Annotated in this window: 23 protein-coding genes; 14 read left to right on the top strand and 9 right to left on the bottom strand. The window is 27.1% G+C overall.

The features are described from left to right. Positions 1-23 precede the first annotated feature (23 nt). Positions 24-944, top strand: coding sequence for an AEC family transporter (locus JW646_RS01325; RefSeq protein WP_148557531.1), 921 nt, complete (start codon positions 24-26; stop codon positions 942-944). Between the two features lie 45 nt (positions 945-989). Here the strand turns inward: JW646_RS01325 and JW646_RS01320 are convergent, their stop codons facing one another. Next, on the bottom strand, positions 990-2,288 hold the full coding sequence (locus tag JW646_RS01320) for a glycosyl hydrolase family 18 protein (RefSeq protein WP_228416294.1): 1,299 nt from the start codon (positions 2,286-2,288) through the stop codon (positions 990-992). Positions 2,289-2,314: 26 nt separating this feature from the next. After that, positions 2,315-3,796, bottom strand: coding sequence for a recombinase family protein (locus tag JW646_RS01315; protein WP_228416293.1), 1,482 nt, complete (start codon positions 3,794-3,796; stop codon positions 2,315-2,317). Between the two features lie 136 nt (positions 3,797-3,932). Between JW646_RS01315 and JW646_RS01310 the strand changes: the two genes are divergently transcribed. Further along, positions 3,933-5,405 carry a PIN-like domain-containing protein gene (locus tag JW646_RS01310; RefSeq protein ID WP_228416292.1) on the top strand — a complete coding sequence of 491 codons (1,473 nt, stop codon included), beginning with the start codon at positions 3,933-3,935 and terminating at the stop codon, positions 5,403-5,405. 367 nt (positions 5,406-5,772) lie between these two features. On the opposite strand, the gene JW646_RS01305 is transcribed toward JW646_RS01310, so the two are convergent. The 3 genes from JW646_RS01305 to JW646_RS01295 all read right to left on the bottom strand — a co-directional run bounded on the left by JW646_RS01305 (position 5,773) and on the right by JW646_RS01295 (position 8,003). Then, a complete protein-coding gene (locus JW646_RS01305) occupies positions 5,773-5,925 on the bottom strand; it encodes a hypothetical protein (protein WP_228108309.1) in 153 nt (50 codons plus the stop codon). Between the two features lie 653 nt (positions 5,926-6,578). Then, positions 6,579-7,004, bottom strand: a complete 426-nt coding sequence (locus JW646_RS01300) for a hypothetical protein (protein ID WP_228416291.1) — start codon at positions 7,002-7,004, stop codon at positions 6,579-6,581. A 21-nt stretch (positions 7,005-7,025) separates the two neighbouring features. Continuing rightward, on the bottom strand, positions 7,026-8,003 hold the full coding sequence (locus JW646_RS01295; protein ID WP_228416290.1) for a hypothetical protein: 978 nt from the start codon (positions 8,001-8,003) through the stop codon (positions 7,026-7,028). A 272-nt stretch (positions 8,004-8,275) separates the two neighbouring features. On the opposite strand from JW646_RS01295, the gene JW646_RS01290 reads away from it, so the two are divergent. Beyond that, complete coding sequence (locus JW646_RS01290) at positions 8,276-8,839, top strand: hypothetical protein (RefSeq protein ID WP_228416289.1); 564 nt, start codon at positions 8,276-8,278, stop codon at positions 8,837-8,839. A gap of 1,685 nt (positions 8,840-10,524) precedes the next feature. Here the strand turns inward: JW646_RS01290 and JW646_RS01285 are convergent. From JW646_RS01285 to JW646_RS01270, 4 genes are all read right to left on the bottom strand, one after another. Further along, a complete protein-coding gene (locus tag JW646_RS01285; RefSeq protein ID WP_228416288.1) occupies positions 10,525-11,001 on the bottom strand; it encodes a hypothetical protein in 477 nt (158 codons plus the stop codon). Between the two features lie 311 nt (positions 11,002-11,312). Next, a complete protein-coding gene (locus tag JW646_RS01280) occupies positions 11,313-12,452 on the bottom strand; it encodes an Ig-like domain-containing protein (RefSeq protein WP_228416287.1) in 1,140 nt (379 codons plus the stop codon). Positions 12,453-12,577: 125 nt separating this feature from the next. Beyond that, complete coding sequence (locus JW646_RS01275; RefSeq protein WP_228416286.1) at positions 12,578-13,087, bottom strand: hypothetical protein; 510 nt, start codon at positions 13,085-13,087, stop codon at positions 12,578-12,580. Between the two features lie 27 nt (positions 13,088-13,114). Then, positions 13,115-13,483, bottom strand: coding sequence for a helix-turn-helix domain-containing protein (locus JW646_RS01270; protein WP_228416285.1), 369 nt, complete (start codon positions 13,481-13,483; stop codon positions 13,115-13,117). Between the two features lie 173 nt (positions 13,484-13,656). Here JW646_RS01270 and JW646_RS01265 point away from each other — a divergent pair, with 173 nt between their 5' ends. From JW646_RS01265 to JW646_RS01215, 11 genes are all read left to right on the top strand, one after another. Then, complete coding sequence (locus JW646_RS01265) at positions 13,657-13,863, top strand: helix-turn-helix transcriptional regulator (protein WP_228416284.1); 207 nt, start codon at positions 13,657-13,659, stop codon at positions 13,861-13,863. 42 nt (positions 13,864-13,905) lie between these two features. Next, a complete protein-coding gene (locus JW646_RS01260; RefSeq protein WP_228416283.1) occupies positions 13,906-14,697 on the top strand; it encodes an ORF6C domain-containing protein in 792 nt (263 codons plus the stop codon). Positions 14,698-14,781: 84 nt separating this feature from the next. After that, positions 14,782-14,964 carry a hypothetical protein gene (locus JW646_RS01255; RefSeq protein ID WP_148557541.1) on the top strand — a complete coding sequence of 61 codons (183 nt, stop codon included), beginning with the start codon at positions 14,782-14,784 and terminating at the stop codon, positions 14,962-14,964. Positions 14,965-15,163: 199 nt separating this feature from the next. Continuing rightward, positions 15,164-15,484, top strand: a complete 321-nt coding sequence (locus JW646_RS01250; protein WP_148557542.1) for a hypothetical protein — start codon at positions 15,164-15,166, stop codon at positions 15,482-15,484. Then, on the top strand, positions 15,481-15,786 hold the full coding sequence (locus tag JW646_RS01245; RefSeq protein ID WP_148557543.1) for a hypothetical protein: 306 nt from the start codon (positions 15,481-15,483) through the stop codon (positions 15,784-15,786). The genes JW646_RS01250 and JW646_RS01245 overlap by 4 nt, the downstream gene beginning before the upstream one ends. A gap of 71 nt (positions 15,787-15,857) precedes the next feature. Next, on the top strand, positions 15,858-16,382 hold the full coding sequence (locus JW646_RS01240; RefSeq protein WP_228416282.1) for a siphovirus Gp157 family protein: 525 nt from the start codon (positions 15,858-15,860) through the stop codon (positions 16,380-16,382). 13 nt (positions 16,383-16,395) lie between these two features. Beyond that, a complete protein-coding gene (bet, locus tag JW646_RS01235) occupies positions 16,396-17,268 on the top strand; it encodes a phage recombination protein Bet (protein WP_228416281.1) in 873 nt (290 codons plus the stop codon). A gap of 69 nt (positions 17,269-17,337) precedes the next feature. Beyond that, complete coding sequence (locus tag JW646_RS01230; protein ID WP_148557546.1) at positions 17,338-18,189, top strand: cyclic nucleotide-binding domain-containing protein; 852 nt, start codon at positions 17,338-17,340, stop codon at positions 18,187-18,189. Positions 18,190-18,621: 432 nt separating this feature from the next. Continuing rightward, entirely contained in the window at positions 18,622-19,338 is a 717-nt protein-coding gene (locus tag JW646_RS01225; RefSeq protein ID WP_228416280.1) for a hypothetical protein, read from the top strand. Positions 19,339-19,366: 28 nt separating this feature from the next. Beyond that, positions 19,367-19,597, top strand: coding sequence for a DUF1064 domain-containing protein (locus tag JW646_RS01220; protein WP_148557548.1), 231 nt, complete (start codon positions 19,367-19,369; stop codon positions 19,595-19,597). Positions 19,598-19,620: 23 nt separating this feature from the next. Continuing rightward, on the top strand, positions 19,621-20,055 hold the full coding sequence (locus JW646_RS01215) for a single-stranded DNA-binding protein (RefSeq protein ID WP_228416279.1): 435 nt from the start codon (positions 19,621-19,623) through the stop codon (positions 20,053-20,055). Positions 20,056-20,065: the final 10 nt, after the last annotated feature.

The following is a 20,065-nucleotide window of genomic DNA, read 5'->3' as shown; positions in this document are numbered from 1 at the left end:
TTTTATTATATTGGGGGAAGGTAATGGATATTGGAGTAATTGTTAATCAAATGCTAGTCTTATTTATAGTGATGATAATAGGTTATATTACTAATAAAAAGAATATTTTAGATGTAAATGTGAATAAAAAAATATCCTCACTGCTTTTAAATATTACTGCACCAGCACTGATTTTATCATCAGTAGTAAATAGGGATAAAGCAGGGGATCCAAAGTTAGTCTTAGATATTGCTGTGCTAGCTATAATTTTATATGCAATATTGCCTTTTTTAGGCATAGTTTTGGCAAAAATTTTAAAAGTACCAAAAGAAGATGAAAATTTATATCAATTTATGACCATATTTTCAAATGTTGGTTTTGTAGGATTTCCAGTGATTGAATCAATATTTGGTAGTGAAGCTGTGTTTTTTGCAGCAATCATCAACCTAGTGTTCAATGTTTTTTGTTATAGTTATGGCATTTATTTAATATCTGAAAGTAACAAATTATCTTTTGATATTAAAACTTTAATTAATCCAGGGATTATAGTATCAATAATTGCTATTATAATATATATAACAAATATAGAAGTACCTTTAGTAATAAAAGAGACAACATCCATGATAGGGGGAATTACTACGCCTCTTGCAATGATGTTAATAGGGTCATCTTTAGGAGAAATACCAATTAAAGAAGTGTTTTTAGAAAAAAGATTATATCCCTATACTTTCATAAAACAAATAATAATGCCTATAATTTTTTTCTTAATATTAAAACCTTTTGTTACAAATGAATTAATACTTGGAATAATAATAATTGTTTCAGCAATGCCTGTAGCAACTATAACTATTATGTTTTGTAATGAGTATGAAGGGAATATAAGCCTTGCATCTAAAACTATTTTTATCACTACTTTATGTAGTGTAGTAACAATACCTGCCTTGGTTTACATATTATTAATTTAAAAAGCTATGAACTAGAATAATCTAGTTCATAGCTTTTGCTAGTTTTTATAAAGATGGTACTTGACCAAAAGTATCCAACAGTTCTTTTTCAAATACAGTAGGATTATTTATTGATTCATACATAGATCTTGCAAGTATGTTAGCTTGATCGAATGTTGACTGCCAAGCAAATATTCCACCTAAACAATTTTGACGTGCATATTGTGCTTTTATAAAAATTGATACTTCGTTATCAAAGGACATGGCAAATTGGTCATCTTTTACTAAATAAGGAACCTTTGCATCCTTATCAAATTTGTACATATATCCATTTCTATTTATATAAGATTTTCTAAGTTCATCAAAAGATCTAGTTATTGTAGCGCCAAATCTTCCGTAAAATGGTAGGCCAAGTAGAATTTTTTCAGATGGCATACCTGCATCAATTAAGTTGTTTACCATATTATCTACACTATATCCAGGTATTGATAAGTCAGAAGGAAATAAGTTGGCTTGATGTTTTTTTGCATTCTCACCAGTTTCTCCTGCAGTAAAATCATAACTCATTAGATTGAAATGAGTAATTAATGGTGCTATTTTATCTATTTCTGCACTTCTTGTTATATATCCACGATCCCCTGTTCCAGCAACACTTAACCAAGTTTCAGGCCCTAGAACATCCCTTAAAGCAGTTAATAAAAGTGTAAAGTTTTCTTTATCTTCAGGTCTTGATTTAATTCCAGAAGCACTACTTCCAGGATACTCCCAATCAATATCTATTCCATCTAATTTATAATCATTAATAAGTTTTTTTGCATTTCTTGCAAAAGCATATCTAGATGCTGGTGTTAAAGCGGCATCAGAAAAGCCTTCTGCTGCCCATCCCCCAATGGCAGCTATTACTTGAAGATCTGGATTTGTATCTCTTAGTTTTACTAAAGATTTTAAATAAGTTGGAGCTGGGACAACTAGTTCGCCGCTAGGGCTAATTTCAACAAATGCATAAATTATAAAATCTAAAAAAGTAGGATCTATATTTTTAGGGTTTCCAAGAACATATTCTCCAACTATAGGTGCTAAATCAGGACACTTAGGATTTAATGTGTCGGGTTTTAATTGCACATCTATTGGAGGTCTCATGAATGTTGAATTTTTTTCGATTGCTTTTTTTGAAGATTTTATTCTTTTTTTACATCTATTGCACTCATCTTCAATAAAACAAATATACCAATCTAAGCATTTATATTTTTCGTTACAGCTATTAACTCTTTCTAGCAACTCATCAAAAGTTTTAGGCGTTGGAAGTAAAACTGGAGTTCCTGGTAGCCAGTTAGGTGTACTACTGTAGCTAAAAATTACTTCCAAGCAAGTCTATAACTTATGTTTAAGTGCTATTTTGGTAATTTTGGATGCACCTCTAAAATGAATTCATCCTTGCTTGCATCTTTGGCTTTTTCATATAAAACCTTATCCAAAACAGATTTCAAAAGTAAATTCTGTTCTTTGGCATCATTAGAACGAGAGTAGTTATATAAAACCTTTTCTAGAGATGGGATTATTTGTTTTTTAGCCTGTAAATTATCTTTGTAAGAAATTATAGATAAATTACATTCTGATATTTGATTTTTCAAATCATCTATTCTGGAGCCTAAAACAGTAGATCTTTCTAAGAAAGTTTTATCATCATAAATTCCACGTTCTAGAAAATCATATAATTTACCTTTTTGTTTTTCTGCTTCTTTTAATTCTCTTTGTAATTTTTTTAATTCAAATTTTATTTGATCTATTTCTTCTGTATCATCTTTTAAATCTATTTTTATTTTGTAATTTTCTAACCAGCCTTGCAAGGAGTCTATAATTGCATCTTCTACATAATCTAGAGAGCTAGATTTATTATCACAATGTCTACACCAAAGATATGTTTTACCTCTAGAAATTTTTTGTATTATGTTATGACCACATTTTTTACAAATTACTATACCAGCTAAAGGATTAGAAACTTTATTTTTACTTGGACTAATATACTTACCTTTTCTTATTTCTTGAACTTTATTAAATGTAAATTCATCAATAATAGGCTCATGATGTCCTTTTGCTATAATTTGTTCACCATCTGGACGAAGTCTACTATGATTCTTTCTATCTATAGTTTTCCATTTGACATAGCCACAGTAAGTTATATTGCTTAATATGTCTCTTACAGCCTTTGCTTTAAATTCAATATGATTATTTGTTTCATAACCTAGAGCATTTAATTTGTTTGCAATTTTAGTAGCACCTTTATTTTCTAAGTACATACTAAATACTAATCTAACTGCTGCAGCTTGTTCTTCATTTATAGCAAGATATTTTTTACCTCTTTCATCATACTTAAACTCATATCCATAAGGAGCATCAGGACTAATATATTTGCCTTCCTCGATGCTTTTAGCTCTACCACGTTGCAAACGTCTATTAATAAGCTTTAATTCCTTCCTAGCCATAAATGCTTCGAACTCCGAATATTCTTCATCAAACTCATCATCTAGATTATAAATTTTACGAGGAGTGATAATTTTAGTTTTAGAGTGTTTAAATGTATCTAAAATTAATCCCTGGTCTTGCATGTTACCACGACCAAGTCTATCAAGATCCATAACAAGAACAGCATCATATTTTTTGTTTTTTACTTCCTCCAAAAGTTCCATCATACGAGGTCTATGTTCAACGTACTCCCCAGAAACAAGTTCCTCTTTTATATCAACTATATTTAATTTCCTCTCTTTAGCAACTTTTAAAAGAGTAGTCTTATGTCTATGAAGAGTTTCGTATTCCCCTTCTTTTTCTGCTTCAATATCAGCACGAGATTTTCTTAAATATATACACGTTTTCATTATAAAACCACCTTTCAAGATAATTATATCATGTTATCTTATATTCAAATATCATATTGAAGTAGAAAAATAGTAAAAAAATGGATATAATTAATAAAAGTAAATAGAAGTAATTAATTTATTTGGGGAGATAATTATGACATATAAAAATGAAAATGATATTAATAACGAAGAAATATTGATAGTTTTTGATACAAATGCTTTGTTAGAGCTCTATAGCTATCCAGAAATGGCTTTGGAACATATAATTAATAAATTTAATAAATATAATAGATTATTCTGGATACCTAAACAAGTTTATACTGAATTTCTAAGACATAATGAAGAGAATAGGAAGTCACAATTACAATTAGTTAATGAATTAAAAGGAAAGATTAATATGGATATAAGCCATTTAAAGGATCAGGTTACAAAATTTTTAAACGTTAATGGGAAGTATAAAACTGATAAATTTAAAGATTTTAAAATAAATTTTGAAAAAGACTTAGACTATGTAAAAAATAATGCAAAAGAACAATTAAGAAAAATTGATGAAGTACATATTAAAAATAATAGTTGTATAAGGGAAGATAATGATATAATAGATCAGTTTGTTAAAAATATAAAAAGTGATATAGGTTTTACGCAATTAGAACTAATAGACATTTATGAAGAAGGAGAAAAAAGATATAAATATAATATTGCTCCAGGATTTACTGATAAAGATAAAAATAATGGATTGGGTGTAGAAAAATATAATGATTTAGTAATTTGGAAAGAAATATTAAAGAAGGTAGAAGGTACTAACTGCAAATTAGTATTTATTCAAAATGAAAAAAAAGGTGACTGGTGGATTGGAAGATCTAAAAACAAACCACAAGATGTATTAGTTGAAGAGTTTAAAAGTGTAACAAACAAATATGCTGAATTCCGAATGATGCATTTCAAAGATTTTTTAAACTCTTTTGCTAGGAGTTTAGGTATAAATGGAACATCAATAAAAGACATAAATTCTATAATAAATCTTAAGCAATGGGCTACTAAGAATATACGAAAAAATTTAGCTGGATTAGTAGAATGTTATATAAAACAGAATCATGAAGAAGAACTATTAAGATCAATAGAGGAAAGCTTGTTAGGTGAATTTACTTTGTGTGGGTCTATAGATGAAATAAAAAATATACAAATAGAAATATTAAATGTAACTGATATAAGCTTGGGTGAGGATAGTGATGAAGAAAAAATTAGTTATATTTTAAATGGAAACATAGATGTAATAACATCAGGAGATGCTACAGAATATATTTCTAGGGAATATTCTGAACAAATTGCATTTAATGCAAAAAATGAATTAAATATTCAACTATTTTTTTATATAGACATAAATAAAGCATTAGCTTTAAAGCCAGAAATGTTAGAAGATATTTTAGAAGTTGGCGATATATATATATATATAAATGATATTATTGATTTAGATGGGCAAATGATTGATTCACAAGATGAAGAAATGGATTATACGAAAGAAAATCATATTTATGAGTATAATACATGTCCGGATTGTGGTAAAAAATTTAGTTTATATAGAGATGGTGGTGGCGGATATTGTGAAGATTGTGCATGGAAGCATTAATATTATAATAAGAAGTAAAAAAATAGTTATTTTATAAATCACAACTTGCTGCATATTTTACTAAATAGTTTTTAGAAATAAAACTTAAAATTATTACAGTGATTTTACTATGTGTAAAATATAGTTATAATAAATAGCGAAAAATAAAAAGCTAATAAGATGCAATAATTAATAATATTAATCAAAATAAAAAAATTAAATAAAATTACAATATGGATTTTCAAAAAATGGCTTAAATACAAGATTTAAGGTAAATAAAAAAAGCACTTTTTACAAAGTACTCACAAAATCTATTTTATTAATTTTACACATCTATATCATCCCTATTAATAAATAATATGGGAATTGGATGTGCTTCTTAGTTAGTCTATTTAAATAGCATAGAAATTCTGCCATTAAAAATATCTACTAATAATAATTTTAAATCGTATTGACTTAAATATCCCAATAATAATGTAAATACAATTATTATCAATATAGTATTTTGAAGCACATGATTATTATTGTAATCATGTTTCATTTTATAGACCTCCAAATTAAATTCTATATGCACATAATAACACAAAATGAAAAGATTTTTGCTGGAAAATAATTACTGAAACTGATATAAAGTGCTGTTAGTCAGGTATGAAAAGTAGAGTAGAGGAGTATAAGTTGAAAAATATGGTTACAAAGTATATTAATAATTAAAGTAATATATTTTAAATATTTAGATGAAAAAAGAATTGAATGGGATTATACTTTAAATTAGGAATTATAAATCTATAGAGTGGTGGTTCTCATATTATTTACCTTCATGAAAGGAGGTGGTAATATGGAGGCTTTTTTATTGAATGTACTTGCTGGAATAGTTGCAACGGCTATCTGCGCAGTGATTGATACATACACAAAAAAGTAAAAAACCACTACTCGAATTTGGGTCGATAGTGGTCTTAACAATTAAGTTATTAGCTTATTTTCGGGAACCATTACTCTACTTCCACATAGATTTATAGTTCCTTTTTATATTATTATACATCTTTTTTGATAAATATTCATTATTTATAAGTATATATGCACAATTTAGTAATAATTTATTCATAAAAAAAGTTATTACTAAAATTTATAAATTTCTCCAAGTTAAATGGTACATATGTATTACTACAAAGCACAATATACAAAGTATATGAATTGTTAAAAATAAAATAAACCTATGACATTGAATCCAGTGGATAAAACCTTATAAGCTATAGATAACATGATTAATAAAAATTCAATAACCACATTATAATAAGATCTAATTTGTATTAATTGGAAATAGCTAATTTTGTCATTACTAAAATTAACTCTTCTTGTCATAGTTTCTTTTGCAGCTGTAATATTGCTATTTGAAGTAGAAAATAATAGCGTAACAGAGCAGATGCTAAAAGCTATTAAAAATGATGTTATGGTAAGAATAGAGTCATTGAATGAAGATAAAAATATATTATCAAAGTTTTTTCCTAAAAAGAAAAATGTTAATATAACGATACAAATAGGTAATAGCACAGACTCTATTAACTCACCTAATTTAATTGATCTATAAAAATCTACAACAATATAAAATGATTTTTTTATCATAACACTATCACCTCACTATAATTATTCTTGCTCTAAAGCAATTTCTTTCAAAGTAACATTAAAAAATTTTTCTAATTCTTCCTCTTTTGACAGTAATAAGGAGTTAAATTTGTTAAATATATCATTAGTATCAATTGTATTATTTAAGTCTAGGTCTATATTTATAGATTCACTTAATTTCATTCCATCTGTATCTAGGCGAACTGGATTATTATTATCGTTCATCCCAGCTATTACTATTCTAATTATTCTTTTATCTTTAATTACTCCATCATTGATAAATTTATTACAATATGTAATTACTTGGTTCTTTTGCATTAAAAGCTTATTTTCTGCTTTAATTGTTAAATCTACCTCATCTCTAGAGCATTTTCCAGAGAATCTTAGATCATCATCTACACTTTCCTTAGTTACTGTAGTTTTTAATAATTTTATCCCATTTAAATTACTTATACATTCAATAAAATCACTACTAATTATCGGATCTATGTTAAATCTTAAATCTCTATTTTTTATTTTATTATTATATTTTTCCGATTTTATAAATATATCTTTTAAGTAATTATTTAATGTTTTTTTTATAAAACTTATAGAAACAGAGTCTAATATTTTTTCAAAAACTATCAAAGCATAATTAGATTTTGGGAAAAACTTTACAATAAAGTGTTGCTTTTCTTCATCGCCCTCATCTAAACTTTTTCCGCCTATGACGGTTCTATCTTTAACTTTTATAACCTTAAGCTTTTTATTAAACTTACTATAAGTTAATTTTACTTCAAGAGTATCGTAATCGCCAATAGAATTTTTATTAGCTAAAGCTACCCAACATTTTTTATTGCTATTAACTATGTAACCAGTCTTCATAGTATTTATGGAGTAGTCAGTAAAAAAATCTTCAAAAAAATCTTGAAGGATAGTATAATCAGTATACGGTTCATTATATTTATTCAATATCTCAACTCTGTATAATTCAACTTTTCTTTTTATAGTATTGCTCATTGTGATTTTTGTTCCCCCTAAAATATTTAATATTCCCTTTATTAAATTATAAAGTTATTTAAAATTACTATCAACCAAATAAGATAAGTAAGATAAAAAAGTACTATAATATGGGATTATCTTTGTAGACTATGCTGGAACATTTATTAGATTTACACATAATATGTGCGCTATTAAATTATTTATTTTCATATAAAAAGTTTAATAGTATTTAACTAGTTATTATTAAATGATAATATACTAGTTGCATAAAGAGGAGAGGGGATAATTATATGACAAAAAAATATGCGTTACTTATGCTACTAGTTTTAGCATTTACTTTTGCTTTTGTTGGATGTAGTAATAACTCTGAATCTACAGATGACATAGAACAAAAGGAAGAAGAAACTATTTCTAACGAAAAATTTGAAGTAAAACTAGATGTATTAGCAGATGTAAATAACGGGAAACCTATTATAAGTGGGGAGACAAATTTACCTGATGGAGCAGAACTTATGATAACGATAAATACAATAGCAACAAAAGAAGAACTAGCTGAATTGGGATTATCAGAGGAAGAAATGAAGGAAACTAGATATACTACTCATGGACAAGATCATGTTATAGTTAAAGATGGAAAGTTTACATCATCAACATTTACTAAACAAGGGGAAAAGTATGAACCAAATGAATATATGGTTTCAGTATCTATGTCCATAGCACAATTACAAGATGAATCTGTACAAAAAATCATTGGAGCTAATGGAGAAAATATGACAGGTGATAATGTAGTAGAAAGCAGTATTGATATAGGAGGTAATAACATAGATAAAGAAATAACCATGGTTATAAAATAGATGAAATAAAAAAATAACTATCTCATTAGATAGTTATTTTTTATAGGTCTTTATACAGATAAATATTAGGTAGGTTAGTAAGTATAACCTTAATAACCACCTAACTGAAGTAAATTTAGAAGTAAAAATAATTTTTCAAGATAATTATATCATTTGCAAATCAGAGTTAGAATAAATAGTGAAAAATAAAAGGCTGATAAGATGCAATAATTAATAAAATTTATGAAAATAAAAAATTTAAATGAATTTATAATTTATATTTTCAAAGAATGACTTAAATATGGGGTTTGTAGACAACAAAAAGAGTACTTTTTAATGAGCACTCTTTTTCTTTTTATTTTATTAATTTTATTATCTTATAGGAGTTGCATATTAATATCTAAGATACTAATACGCTTTTCTCTTAATACTCCTATTTAAAATAAATTATTATACTTTCTTTTGAGATATATATGGCAGATACATCATTAAATAAGAATACTAAGAGAACAATTAATGTTAATAGAATAATTAGGCCTACTTTAAAATACATAATTGTCCTCCTATAAATATTATATTTTATAAGCATTATATGATGTAAAAGAATTTTATATACTAGATATTATTTGAAAAATGAAAAGAGCAAAGATCGTATAAACGTTAATTTATATAGGTATTTATAATAAATTTATTAATTTTATACATTTAAAATAAAATCATATAAAAGAGGAATAAATATTTTTCATTTTTAATAGCCATAATTCTATCATTACATAGAATTATGGCTATTTTATTGTAATATCAATAGAATATTGATTAGTTATGATTCTTTATTAGTTAGTTATCTATAGTAAAAATACAAAAAGTTAGATTTATTTGTACTTAAAGTATTATATTTTAATAAATTACTTAAATACAAGTTTTTTAAATATAAAAAAAGTACTTCTGATAAAGTACCTTTTTTATATTTATTTTATTACTTTTATACATTAAGGGAGCCCCACAATGTGGGCTTACTTCTTAATTAGATATATTATGTATACTATAATTATTAACTTATTCAGGATAATTAATATAATATCACTGTAATTGATAATCAAGTATAATAGTATAATAAGAAGAAGTAAAATGAAAACAAAAACAAGTTCTTCCATCTTAAACTCCCTTTTTCTCTTTTTTATATTATATTAAATTATTATAAAAATATAACTGGAAATTATTACTGTTATTATGTCATGAGTAAAATACAGTTATAGAAGATAAGCAGAAAATAAAAAAGGCAAGTATATAGTAAGTTACAAATTGAATTAATATATTTTAAGTATTTAGATGAAAAAAGAATTGAATGGGATTATACTTTAAATTAGGAATTATAAATCTATAGAGTGGTGGTTCTCATATTATTTACCTTCATGAAAGGAGGTGGTAATATGGAGGCTTTTTTATTGAATGTACTTGCTGGAATAGTTGCAACGGCTATCTGCGCAGTTATTGCTACATATACAAAAAAGTAAAAAACCACTACTCGAATATGGGTCGATAGTGGTCTTAACAATTAAGTTATTAGCTTATTTTCGGGAACCATTACTCTACTTCCACATAGATTTATAGTTCCTTTTTATATTATTATACATCTTTTTAGATATATATTCACTAGATTTTATTAATTTTATACATTAACTTAACAAATTTTAAATTAATATTTTTTAATTATTTTTTGATTTAATGATTTCTAATGAATTCTCTCCTGCTGAATAAGATGTAATTGCATCAATAAAATAATCTAATTTATTGGTATCATTAACATATACTAACATACTACTTAAACTTAACTCATATAGAGCTATTGTGTATAATAGAGTAGAATATGTTCGTCTAAGTTCAAAATCAGATTCTCTCGAATACAAAGCTGACAATTTATTTGACTGTTCTGATAATATAGATTCAGCAAAAGCTATATCTTTTCTTAATTCTTCAGTTTCAAGAGGTTTATCTCCAACTATTTCTTTTATCATGATTTTTGTTGAGTTATTGACCATTTCAATGTCTTTTATAGCATTTGTGATGTTATTCGTATTGGCAGAAGATATGTTTGTAGAAACTGTGATGTTATTTGCATTGGCAAAAGAGATATTTGTAGAAACTAATATAAAACAGAGCATAAGTGTGAAAAGTTTTTTCATAGCATTAATTCCTCCCAAAAGAATAGTATTATTATAGTTAGTATTTGTTTAATACATATCATTATTTATCATAAAATATAAGAAATATTGCAAATATTAACATGGTAAAAAATATTGATTTTTACACAAAAAAGAGCAGATTTAACTGCTCTAAATTACATTATTAAATTAACGGTTTTTATAAAAATTTATACAAATAAATATTAGATATATAAGTAAAATAAAAAAGTACTATAATATGGGATTACATTTGTTTAGTAATCTTGAATATTAAATTATTAAAACTATATTGTTTTCTATATAATTAAAAATTACCAGCAACTTTTACAAGCTCTATATCCTCTAGATTTAGCTTGTTTTTCGGTCATTTTAACAGCGCCCTTCATACCATGTGCCCTTGAAGTTTTATGATAAATTTTTGATCTAGAAGAGCCACCATTCCAATAAACATATTTGCTGCTTGAACTAGTGGATGAAGATTTTACAGTTACAGATTTTGCTTTTGTTGTATAACCAGATTTGCTTATTTTAACAGTAACCTTTTTACCTTTTTTCTGTTTTGGTATTCTAATAGAATATGTATTATTGCTTTTAACTGTAGATTTACCTATTTGTTTTTTGCCAATATAAGCTCTAACAGTAGCACCTTTTAAACCTTTTCCAGTAATTTTAGTGGATGAAGATTTTATAGAGTTAACAGTAAATGTATTAAACTGAGCGCTGCTAACCTTTTTAGTTATACTTTCTGTATAATAATCTGTCTTTCTTAACTTTACAGTTACTTTAGCTCCTGATTTCTGCTTTTTTATGTTAATAGCATAGTTACCATTAGAAGGTACAGTAGTTTTACCAATTTGTTTACCGTTTGCATAAGCAGTTGCTGTAGAACCTTTTAAACCTTTTCCAGTAATTTTAGTGGATGAACTATTTATTGAATTAACTGTAAAAGTTTTAAATGCTTTAGATAGTTTTAAAGAATATTTACCTTTTGCAGATAAAATTACTATTTGATAAGTGCCAGGTTTGAAAGTGAAATAAGTTGAATGTTCAAGCTCATATCCATCGGCATAGATTATATCATCATCACCATAATTTGTATTAATTTCATTGCCGTATTCATCACAAATGCGTATAGTTGATTTTGGAGAATTAACAGTATAGTTTATTCTTACAGTTGTAGTTTCTTTGAAAGTAATATTATATATTCCTCCAGTAGCGATGTTTTTTGTTTGTTTATTTACAGTTTCGCCTAACTCTATATCTTTATGATCAAAGCCGGAATGTGTAGATACGAAATCGTAATAATAATAAAGTAAATCATAATCGTTAAAATTCTTATACTCATCGCAAAATTCCCCTGATGGTTCATCCCAGTTACATGCAAAAATAGAAGAAACTGGTGTAAGTGTTAGCATTAAAGCTAAAAGTGAACTTAATAATTTTTTTTTCATAAAATACCCCCCTAAATTTGATATATTTATACATAACAAGTCTTTTTAAACTTGGAAATGTTTTAGCCATATAGATATACATAGTTAATAAGAACTAGAATAAATAATATTAACTATTCTAGTTCTTATAAGTCTTTATATAAGTAAATATTAGGTAGATTAGTAAGTATTACTTTATAACTACCTAATTGAATATAGCCTGTACTACTTTTTCTAGCTAAGTATCGAAATTTATCTCTTACTACTAATTCATTAACATTTAGAAATTCTGATATTTCATAGTATGAATTACATCCATATTCTAAAGCTTTAATTAGTTCATTATTTGTTATTATATAATTAGTGCTCCAATCGGTAGCTTTTTTTTCGCATTTAAGTATATCTAATTGATCTCTATATGTAGCAGCATTACAAATGCTGTCCCCTACACTTGTAAAATGGTGACCTAACTCTTCACCCAGTATCTCAACATGTCTAGATTTATTCTGCTTAAGACTGTTCAAAAGGAAAATAGCAGGACCTACATCTTTTATATTTACATATAATCCTTCTAATTGATAAGGCAGAGAATTATCATAATGTAATATAATATTTTCATCAGATACAACTTGCAAAAGTTTTTCTAATTTATCCATATTCCCCCCCCTAATAATCCAAGATATTTACTTTTTATCTTTTAAATATTTTAATCTCATTAAATCAATATAGTTATTTATTTCATCAATTGCATCATCTGGAAGCTGTTCAATATCCCCAATTCTATGAGCAGCTATAGTTGTCGCATTATTAATTTCTTTTTTGTGATTTCTTTCATCATTTCTACCTAATAGATAATCGATAGATACATCGAAAAAATCTGCCCAATTTTCTAAAATATTTACTTCAGGCTTTCTTTTATTATTTTCATATTGAGAAATAGTGGACTTATTAAATCTCGTATTGTATTTTTTATTGAAGTTTTCTACAAGTTCATCTTGTGTTAATTTTTTTTCGTTTCTTAATTGTTTAAATCGTATTCCGAAAGTTGCCATAAACAACACCTCCTTTATTAATATATTATTACAAATTAACGTAAACGTAAACTTTTCATAACTAATTTAAAAATAAGTTAACAAAATAATAAACTTTTTATTGACAAGTTTTGTTAATGTGAATATAATTTAAATATAAAGGTTAACACAAACGAAACAAAGAAAAGGAGAAAGTGACATTGAGAAAAAATATGATCAAAGCAGGAAGAGCTGAAAAAGGCTATACGCAAGGTCAAATTGCTTCAAAATTAGGTGTATCAGAGCCTACATATAATTTGAAAGAAAATGGAAAGAGGCAATTTACTGAAAATGAAATGATAACTTTAAGTATTGTATTAGAAAAATCATTAGATGAACTTTTTTTATACAATTTAAGTTAACACAAACGAAACAAATATGTTTAGTTAAAGGAGAATTAAGAAATGAACAGCAGTTTATATCAAAGTTTTAAAGTAATGGAAAGTAATCAAGAAGCAACAATGACAAGTTTAGAAGTAGTTGACCTGATAAATAAGTTCAGAGTAGAAGAGGGCAATGAAATAGTAAAAGAACACAAAGATTTTATGAAAAGTATTAGAAATGAAATTGCATCTCTTGAAAAAGCTGGAATTATTAACGGGGGAAATTTTTCGCTGGTTAATTATACAGATGCTAAAGGTGAAGAAAGACCATGTTACCAGATGAATAAAGCTGGAATAATGCAGATGCTTAATAAAGAGAGTGCATTAGTAAGATATAAAACACAACAGTACATAGAAGCACTCGAAAATAAATTAAAGCAACAAGTTAAACCTTTAGGAACTATGGATTTATTGAGATTACAATTTAAGGCTATTGAGGAACAAGATAATAAGATAGAAGAAGTGAAAAATGAGTTTGAAGATTTTAAAGGAGACATACCTTTGTTCCAGGCTGAATGTAAAGAGTTACAGAAAGTAGTAAGACAAATAGGCACTAAAGTACTTGGAGGATATAAGTCACCTGCTTACAATGATAAATCTTTGAGAGCTAAGGTCTATAGTGATATTCAAAGTCAGATTAAAAGAGAGTTTGAAGTAAATAGATATGAGTCTATTAAAAGACGAGAATTGGAAAGTGCTTTAAAAATAGTTACTAATTATAAAGTACCTTACAAACTAGAACAGGACATAACACTTATAAATATGCAGTTACATTTAGTTAAAGATAATGTTAGAGAAATAAGCTTTAAATAGTAATTACAATAGATGAATTAGTTAAATAAGAATTAGAATAGGACAAATTTTTATAAACATAAGTATTTATATGGGGGTGTTTATATGAAATATGATGCAGAGTATAGAATCGGAAAGACAAGAGTATTTATAGTATCTCCTGAAAATGAAGCAAGGCTAGGAAGAAAAATGACTGAAGAAGAAAAGCAAATAATACTAGATGATATATCTGAAAAAGCTAGTAGGATGGCCTATTCAATAGCAACAAAGAAACAAGCTAGTATTTAACGATATATATTCAAAAGATAAAAGGCTGTAGCCTTGAATGGATAAAAACAGGACAAGCAGGGGGTACTTTAAAATGGATTTAAAAATAGTTGATATAAAAAGTATAACACTAGAGCAGTGTATATATTTTGCTTCATTAGGAATGTATTTCATTATACATGATGGAGTTTTAAAAGGTTTCAGTAGATAGGAGCAGATAATGATTTGGACAAAAGATAAATTGTGGGAGTTAAAGGAAATGTATGAAAATCCTTTTAATAATACTAAGGAAATTGCTGAACACTTTGATATGAGTGTTAGAGAACTTTATAATCTAGCTCACAGAAAAGGATTTGTTAGAGGTGCATATCAAGAATTTGGATATCAAAAGTGCAGTACTTGTAAGCAAATATTAGAAGCTAATTCAGATAACTTTTATGCTAATAAAAATTATAAAAATGGTTTTGGTTATGAATGTAAACCATGTGCCAGAAAAAGAAGAATGAAAAAATATTATATGAATAAGGATGTGGAAAAATGAGTAACTGGATTTTGGAGCATGTAATAGACAGTATAAAATCTAAGATTGCAGCTAAAGAAGAATTTATAAAAGTTTGTGATTTAGAAAGAAAAAATTATTCAGACTGGCTTAATACAGCAGATACATATGAAGCTAAAAACAATGAATATTGGAGAACTGCAAAGGCAATGGCAGAAATTCAATTAAAAGAGTATAGAGAAGAACTAAAAGAAATAAATGATATGTTGCAAGAAGATAGTAAGCAATATGACATCTTATACAATGCAGTAAACGATAATATACCCTGTGTTGGCATTATATAAAAAAAGAGCCTAAAAAGGCCCAAAAATAAAAAATTGATAATTAATTATAACATACATTAGGAGGAGATAAAATGGCAAGTTTATACCAATTAACTTCTAACTTTTTAGAAGTAGATAATTTAATAGAAGAATATTTACAAGCTGGAGAGGAAGATCTAGCAGATAACTTAGTAAAAGCTAATCAAATTATAGCTAAAGAAATAGAAAATAAATCAGTTGGCTTTATATATATATTTAGAAATATGGATAGTCAAGTTGATGCAATAGATGCGGAGATTAAAAGATTACAGGAACTAAAGAAACAGGTTAAGGCCAAAGATGATAGGCTTAAAACCATGTTAAAAAATAGCATGGAAGCATTAGGTGCAACAAAGATTGAAACTGATTTAGGAAAAATATCAATAAGAAATAATCCAGGAAGTTTAAAAATAGATGATATGGACCTTATACCCAATATATACAAAGAAGAAGTAGTTACAACAACTGTAAAAGTAGATAGTAATCTTATTAAAAAGCAAATTAAGGCTGGAATAGACATAGAAGGTTGCCATATTGAAGCTGGGACAAGCCTGATTGTTCCAAAAGCTAAAAAATAGGAGGTAAAAACAAATGAATAAAAATAACAATGCGTTAGCTCTAGCAGAATACACACTAGAAGGTGGACAAGTTCTTACAGCTGATACAGTTAAGAATTACCTTACAAGTGGTAATGGGGCAGTTACAGAGCAGGAAACGTTGATGTTTATAGAGTTATGTAAAGCGCAAAAACTTAATCCATTTATAAGAGAAGCTTACTTAATAAAGTTCGGTAATAGTCCAGCCAATATAGTGGTTGGTAAAGATGTATTTGTAAAAAGAGCATACAGAAATCCAAATTTTGAAGGTATGAAAGCTGGGATAGTTGTGGTAGGCAAAGATGGATTAATCGAAGAGAGAGAAGGTTCATTAAAGCTAAAAGGTGAGGAATTAGTTGGCGGTTGGTGTGAAGTATACACAAATGATAAAAAATTCCCTATAAAATCAGTAGTTAGCTTAGAAGAGTATTCTAAAAGCCAATCTACATGGAAGACAATGCCTTGTGTAATGATTAGAAAATGTGCCATGGTTACAGCATTAAGAGAAGCATTTCCAGAAGATTTACAAGGGTTATATGATGCAAGTGAAGTGGGAATAGATGCCAAGTTACCAGAAAAAGAAATAATACCAGGAACAGCAAGTCCAAAACAGAAAAATATGATATTAGCACTAGCAGCTCAAAAGGATCTATTCAGTTTTGATACTAAAAAAGACACAAGTAAATTAGAAGAATTCTGCGATAGTAATGGATACAATTTGAAAGAATTAACTTTTGAAGAAGCAGAAGAAGTTTTAGATATAATAGCAAAATATGAACCTAAAAAACACGAAGAAGTGCAAGATGTTGAATTTACAGAAGTTACGGAAAGTGAAGATAATATTGATGGTCAAATATCAATATCATAGTTAAAAGTAAGGGAGAGTTAAATCTCTTCCTTATGAAATAAATATATACAACAAAGGGAGTTGAGTTAAGTGGCTAAATACAGATATATATACCTTGATTTTTGGAAAGATCCAAAGATTACAGAAGAAATGAGTGCAGAGGATAGGTACACCATGTTATATCTTTTAAGTAATCCATATACTACTCAAATAGGTATTTATGCAGTAACCAAAAGACAGATGGCTTTCGATTTAGGATACAGTACAGAATCAGTTTCAGCCATATTAGAAAGATTTGAAAAATTACATAATTTAATTAAGTACAATACTGACACAAGAGAAATAGCAATAAAAAACTGGGGCAAATATAACTTAATTAAAGGTGGTAAGCCTATTTTAGATTGTATAAATGGTGAATTACCAAAAGTTAAAGATAAAAATCTTATAAAATATGTAGCTGATGGTATACCAAATAAAACTATAAAAGATACTTTCTTACGATACGTTGACGACACGTTGAACGATACGTCAGCGATAGGTGGACAAAAAGAAAACAAAAACAAAAAACAAAATAAAAACAAAAATGAAAATAACAACACTATAGAAAATGATTTTGTGGTTGTTAATAAAATAAAATCCTATTTCGATTTATCAGGAGAAGAACTTTTAAAAATATATGATGCTTTTAAAGAAGTTAATAAAGATACGAGCTATTTAGAAGAAAAGCTAAGAATTACTAAAAATACAGATTGCAAGAGTGTTGTAGGTTTTCTTATAAAAGCAATTAAAGAGGATTATAAACCACATAAAAACAATGTAACAAAGTTTAGACCTAAAGTAACGAATTTTCATTATAATGCTGGAAATGAGTCTTTTAGTCAATATGAGCCAGATGAATTAGAAAGACTTTTAAAGGAAAGTCAGAAAGGTAAATTTGATTAGGAGAATAATATTAAACTATGGGAACAGGAATTCTTAGAAAAACCAAATAACCTTATCAGTAATGATAAGGTTATTTATTGCAGATCCGAATGCGGTAAGAAAGTTTGAGTCATTAATAATATTATATGTAGTTTAAAATAAATTATTCAGGAGATTTTTCTCTTTGAGCATAGAGAGAACAAAGTAGTAAATAACAAAGTAAAATCGCAAAAGGTAGTGTAATAGAATTTGGTTCAGATATTGAAAATTATAGATTTGTTATGAATAGTTAGTGAATTTTTAAAAACTAAATAACCCTATCGTTTCCGATAAGGTTAAATACGAGTTGGTTCATATGTGACATGCATCGATAAGTTATTAATAGTATGTGTAGATTAATTATAAATATTCCAGGGGATTTATTCCCTTGGAACATAAAAGGGGGAGATTATTATGAGTGGTAAAAGTAGACAAGCAGTCAGAATGTCAAATCTTTTAGAGAAATCAAAGCACGTCAATATAGAAGCAATAGAAGATCTAACGCTTATAAATTATCTTAGATTAGCAGAAGCAATTTTTACAGGAAGAATTAAAGTGGTAGACTTGCAAGACAAAGAGGAAGAAAGAAAAAGAATGAAAGAGATTGATGATATGAGAGCAAGGGGAGAAAAAACACCTTATGAATCAACAGAAAAGAGACCTAAAAGAATCACGAATACAAAAGGACCTAAAAAAATAATGGTAGAGGTTATAGATTTAGAAACTAACGAAAAAAACATATATAAATCAATGAAGAATTTTTGTGAAGTGAATGATATATCTTACTCATATATTAAATCTCGATTTAAAAAGGCTAAGAGTAATAGAATCTTATACAATAGGTTAATTATTAATAAGTTAGAAACAGACACAGGGGAAGTGGAAGTACAGCCTCAAAGAGTGTACTTAAATCCTAATATAGATATAAATAAACATAAAACACCTTGGATAGATGAAGAAAAAGCATTTGTAGCTCAAAATAGACCAGATAAGACTTGGAAATATATTGGAGCATGTCTTGGAAGAAGTGCAGAAAGTTGCAGTAATGTTTTAAGGCATATGAAAAATAAAGGTCAACTTGAATATTATTTAAATTTAGATATAGCAGATAAATTGGAGATTGGAGCATAACTAATGAGTAAATACAACTCATAGAGCTATAACTTATACAGTAGATTTTGCAATATATCATAACAATGGTGATGTTGAATACGTTGACGTTAAAGGAATGGAAACGCAGCAAGGTATTATGAGAAAAAAGATGTTTGACTACCTATTTGATGAAAAGCTCACATGGGTACAGAGGAGTATTAAATATGGTGATGAAAATGGATGGATTAATTATGATGATTTGAAGAAAAAGAGAAAACTAGCTAAAAAAACAGCTTAATAAACAATAGGAGAAATAGAAATATGAATAAATTAATAATATCTGGAAGACTTACAAAAGATGCAGAGCTATCTTTTTTACCAAACACAGGCACACCTAAAATGATATATACACTTGCAGTAGAAAGAAGCTATCAAAAGGATAAGAAAAATAAAAAAGTTGATTTTATAAATTGTGAAGCTATAGGTAAACATTGCGAGAACTTATGCCAATATGTTAATAAAGGCAAGTTAGTTCTAGTTGAAGGCGAACTAAATATAGATACTTACGACAAAGATGGGGAAACAAGAAAGTATACAAAAGTTAAAGTTGATAAACTTGAATTTTTAGCTGGAACTAAGAATGATGAAGCTGGACCAGGAGAAAATAATCAAACATTTCAACCAAGTTATGAACCACCAAGGGGGTTAGATCCAAATGGTTTTCAAGCAATAGATGATGATGAGATACCATTTTAGGGAGGAAAAA

The organism is Terrisporobacter hibernicus (assembly GCF_020809405.1).
Taxonomy (GTDB): Bacteria; Bacillota; Clostridia; order Peptostreptococcales; family Peptostreptococcaceae; genus Terrisporobacter; species Terrisporobacter petrolearius.
This window is presented reverse-complemented; position numbering and strand designations above follow the sequence as displayed.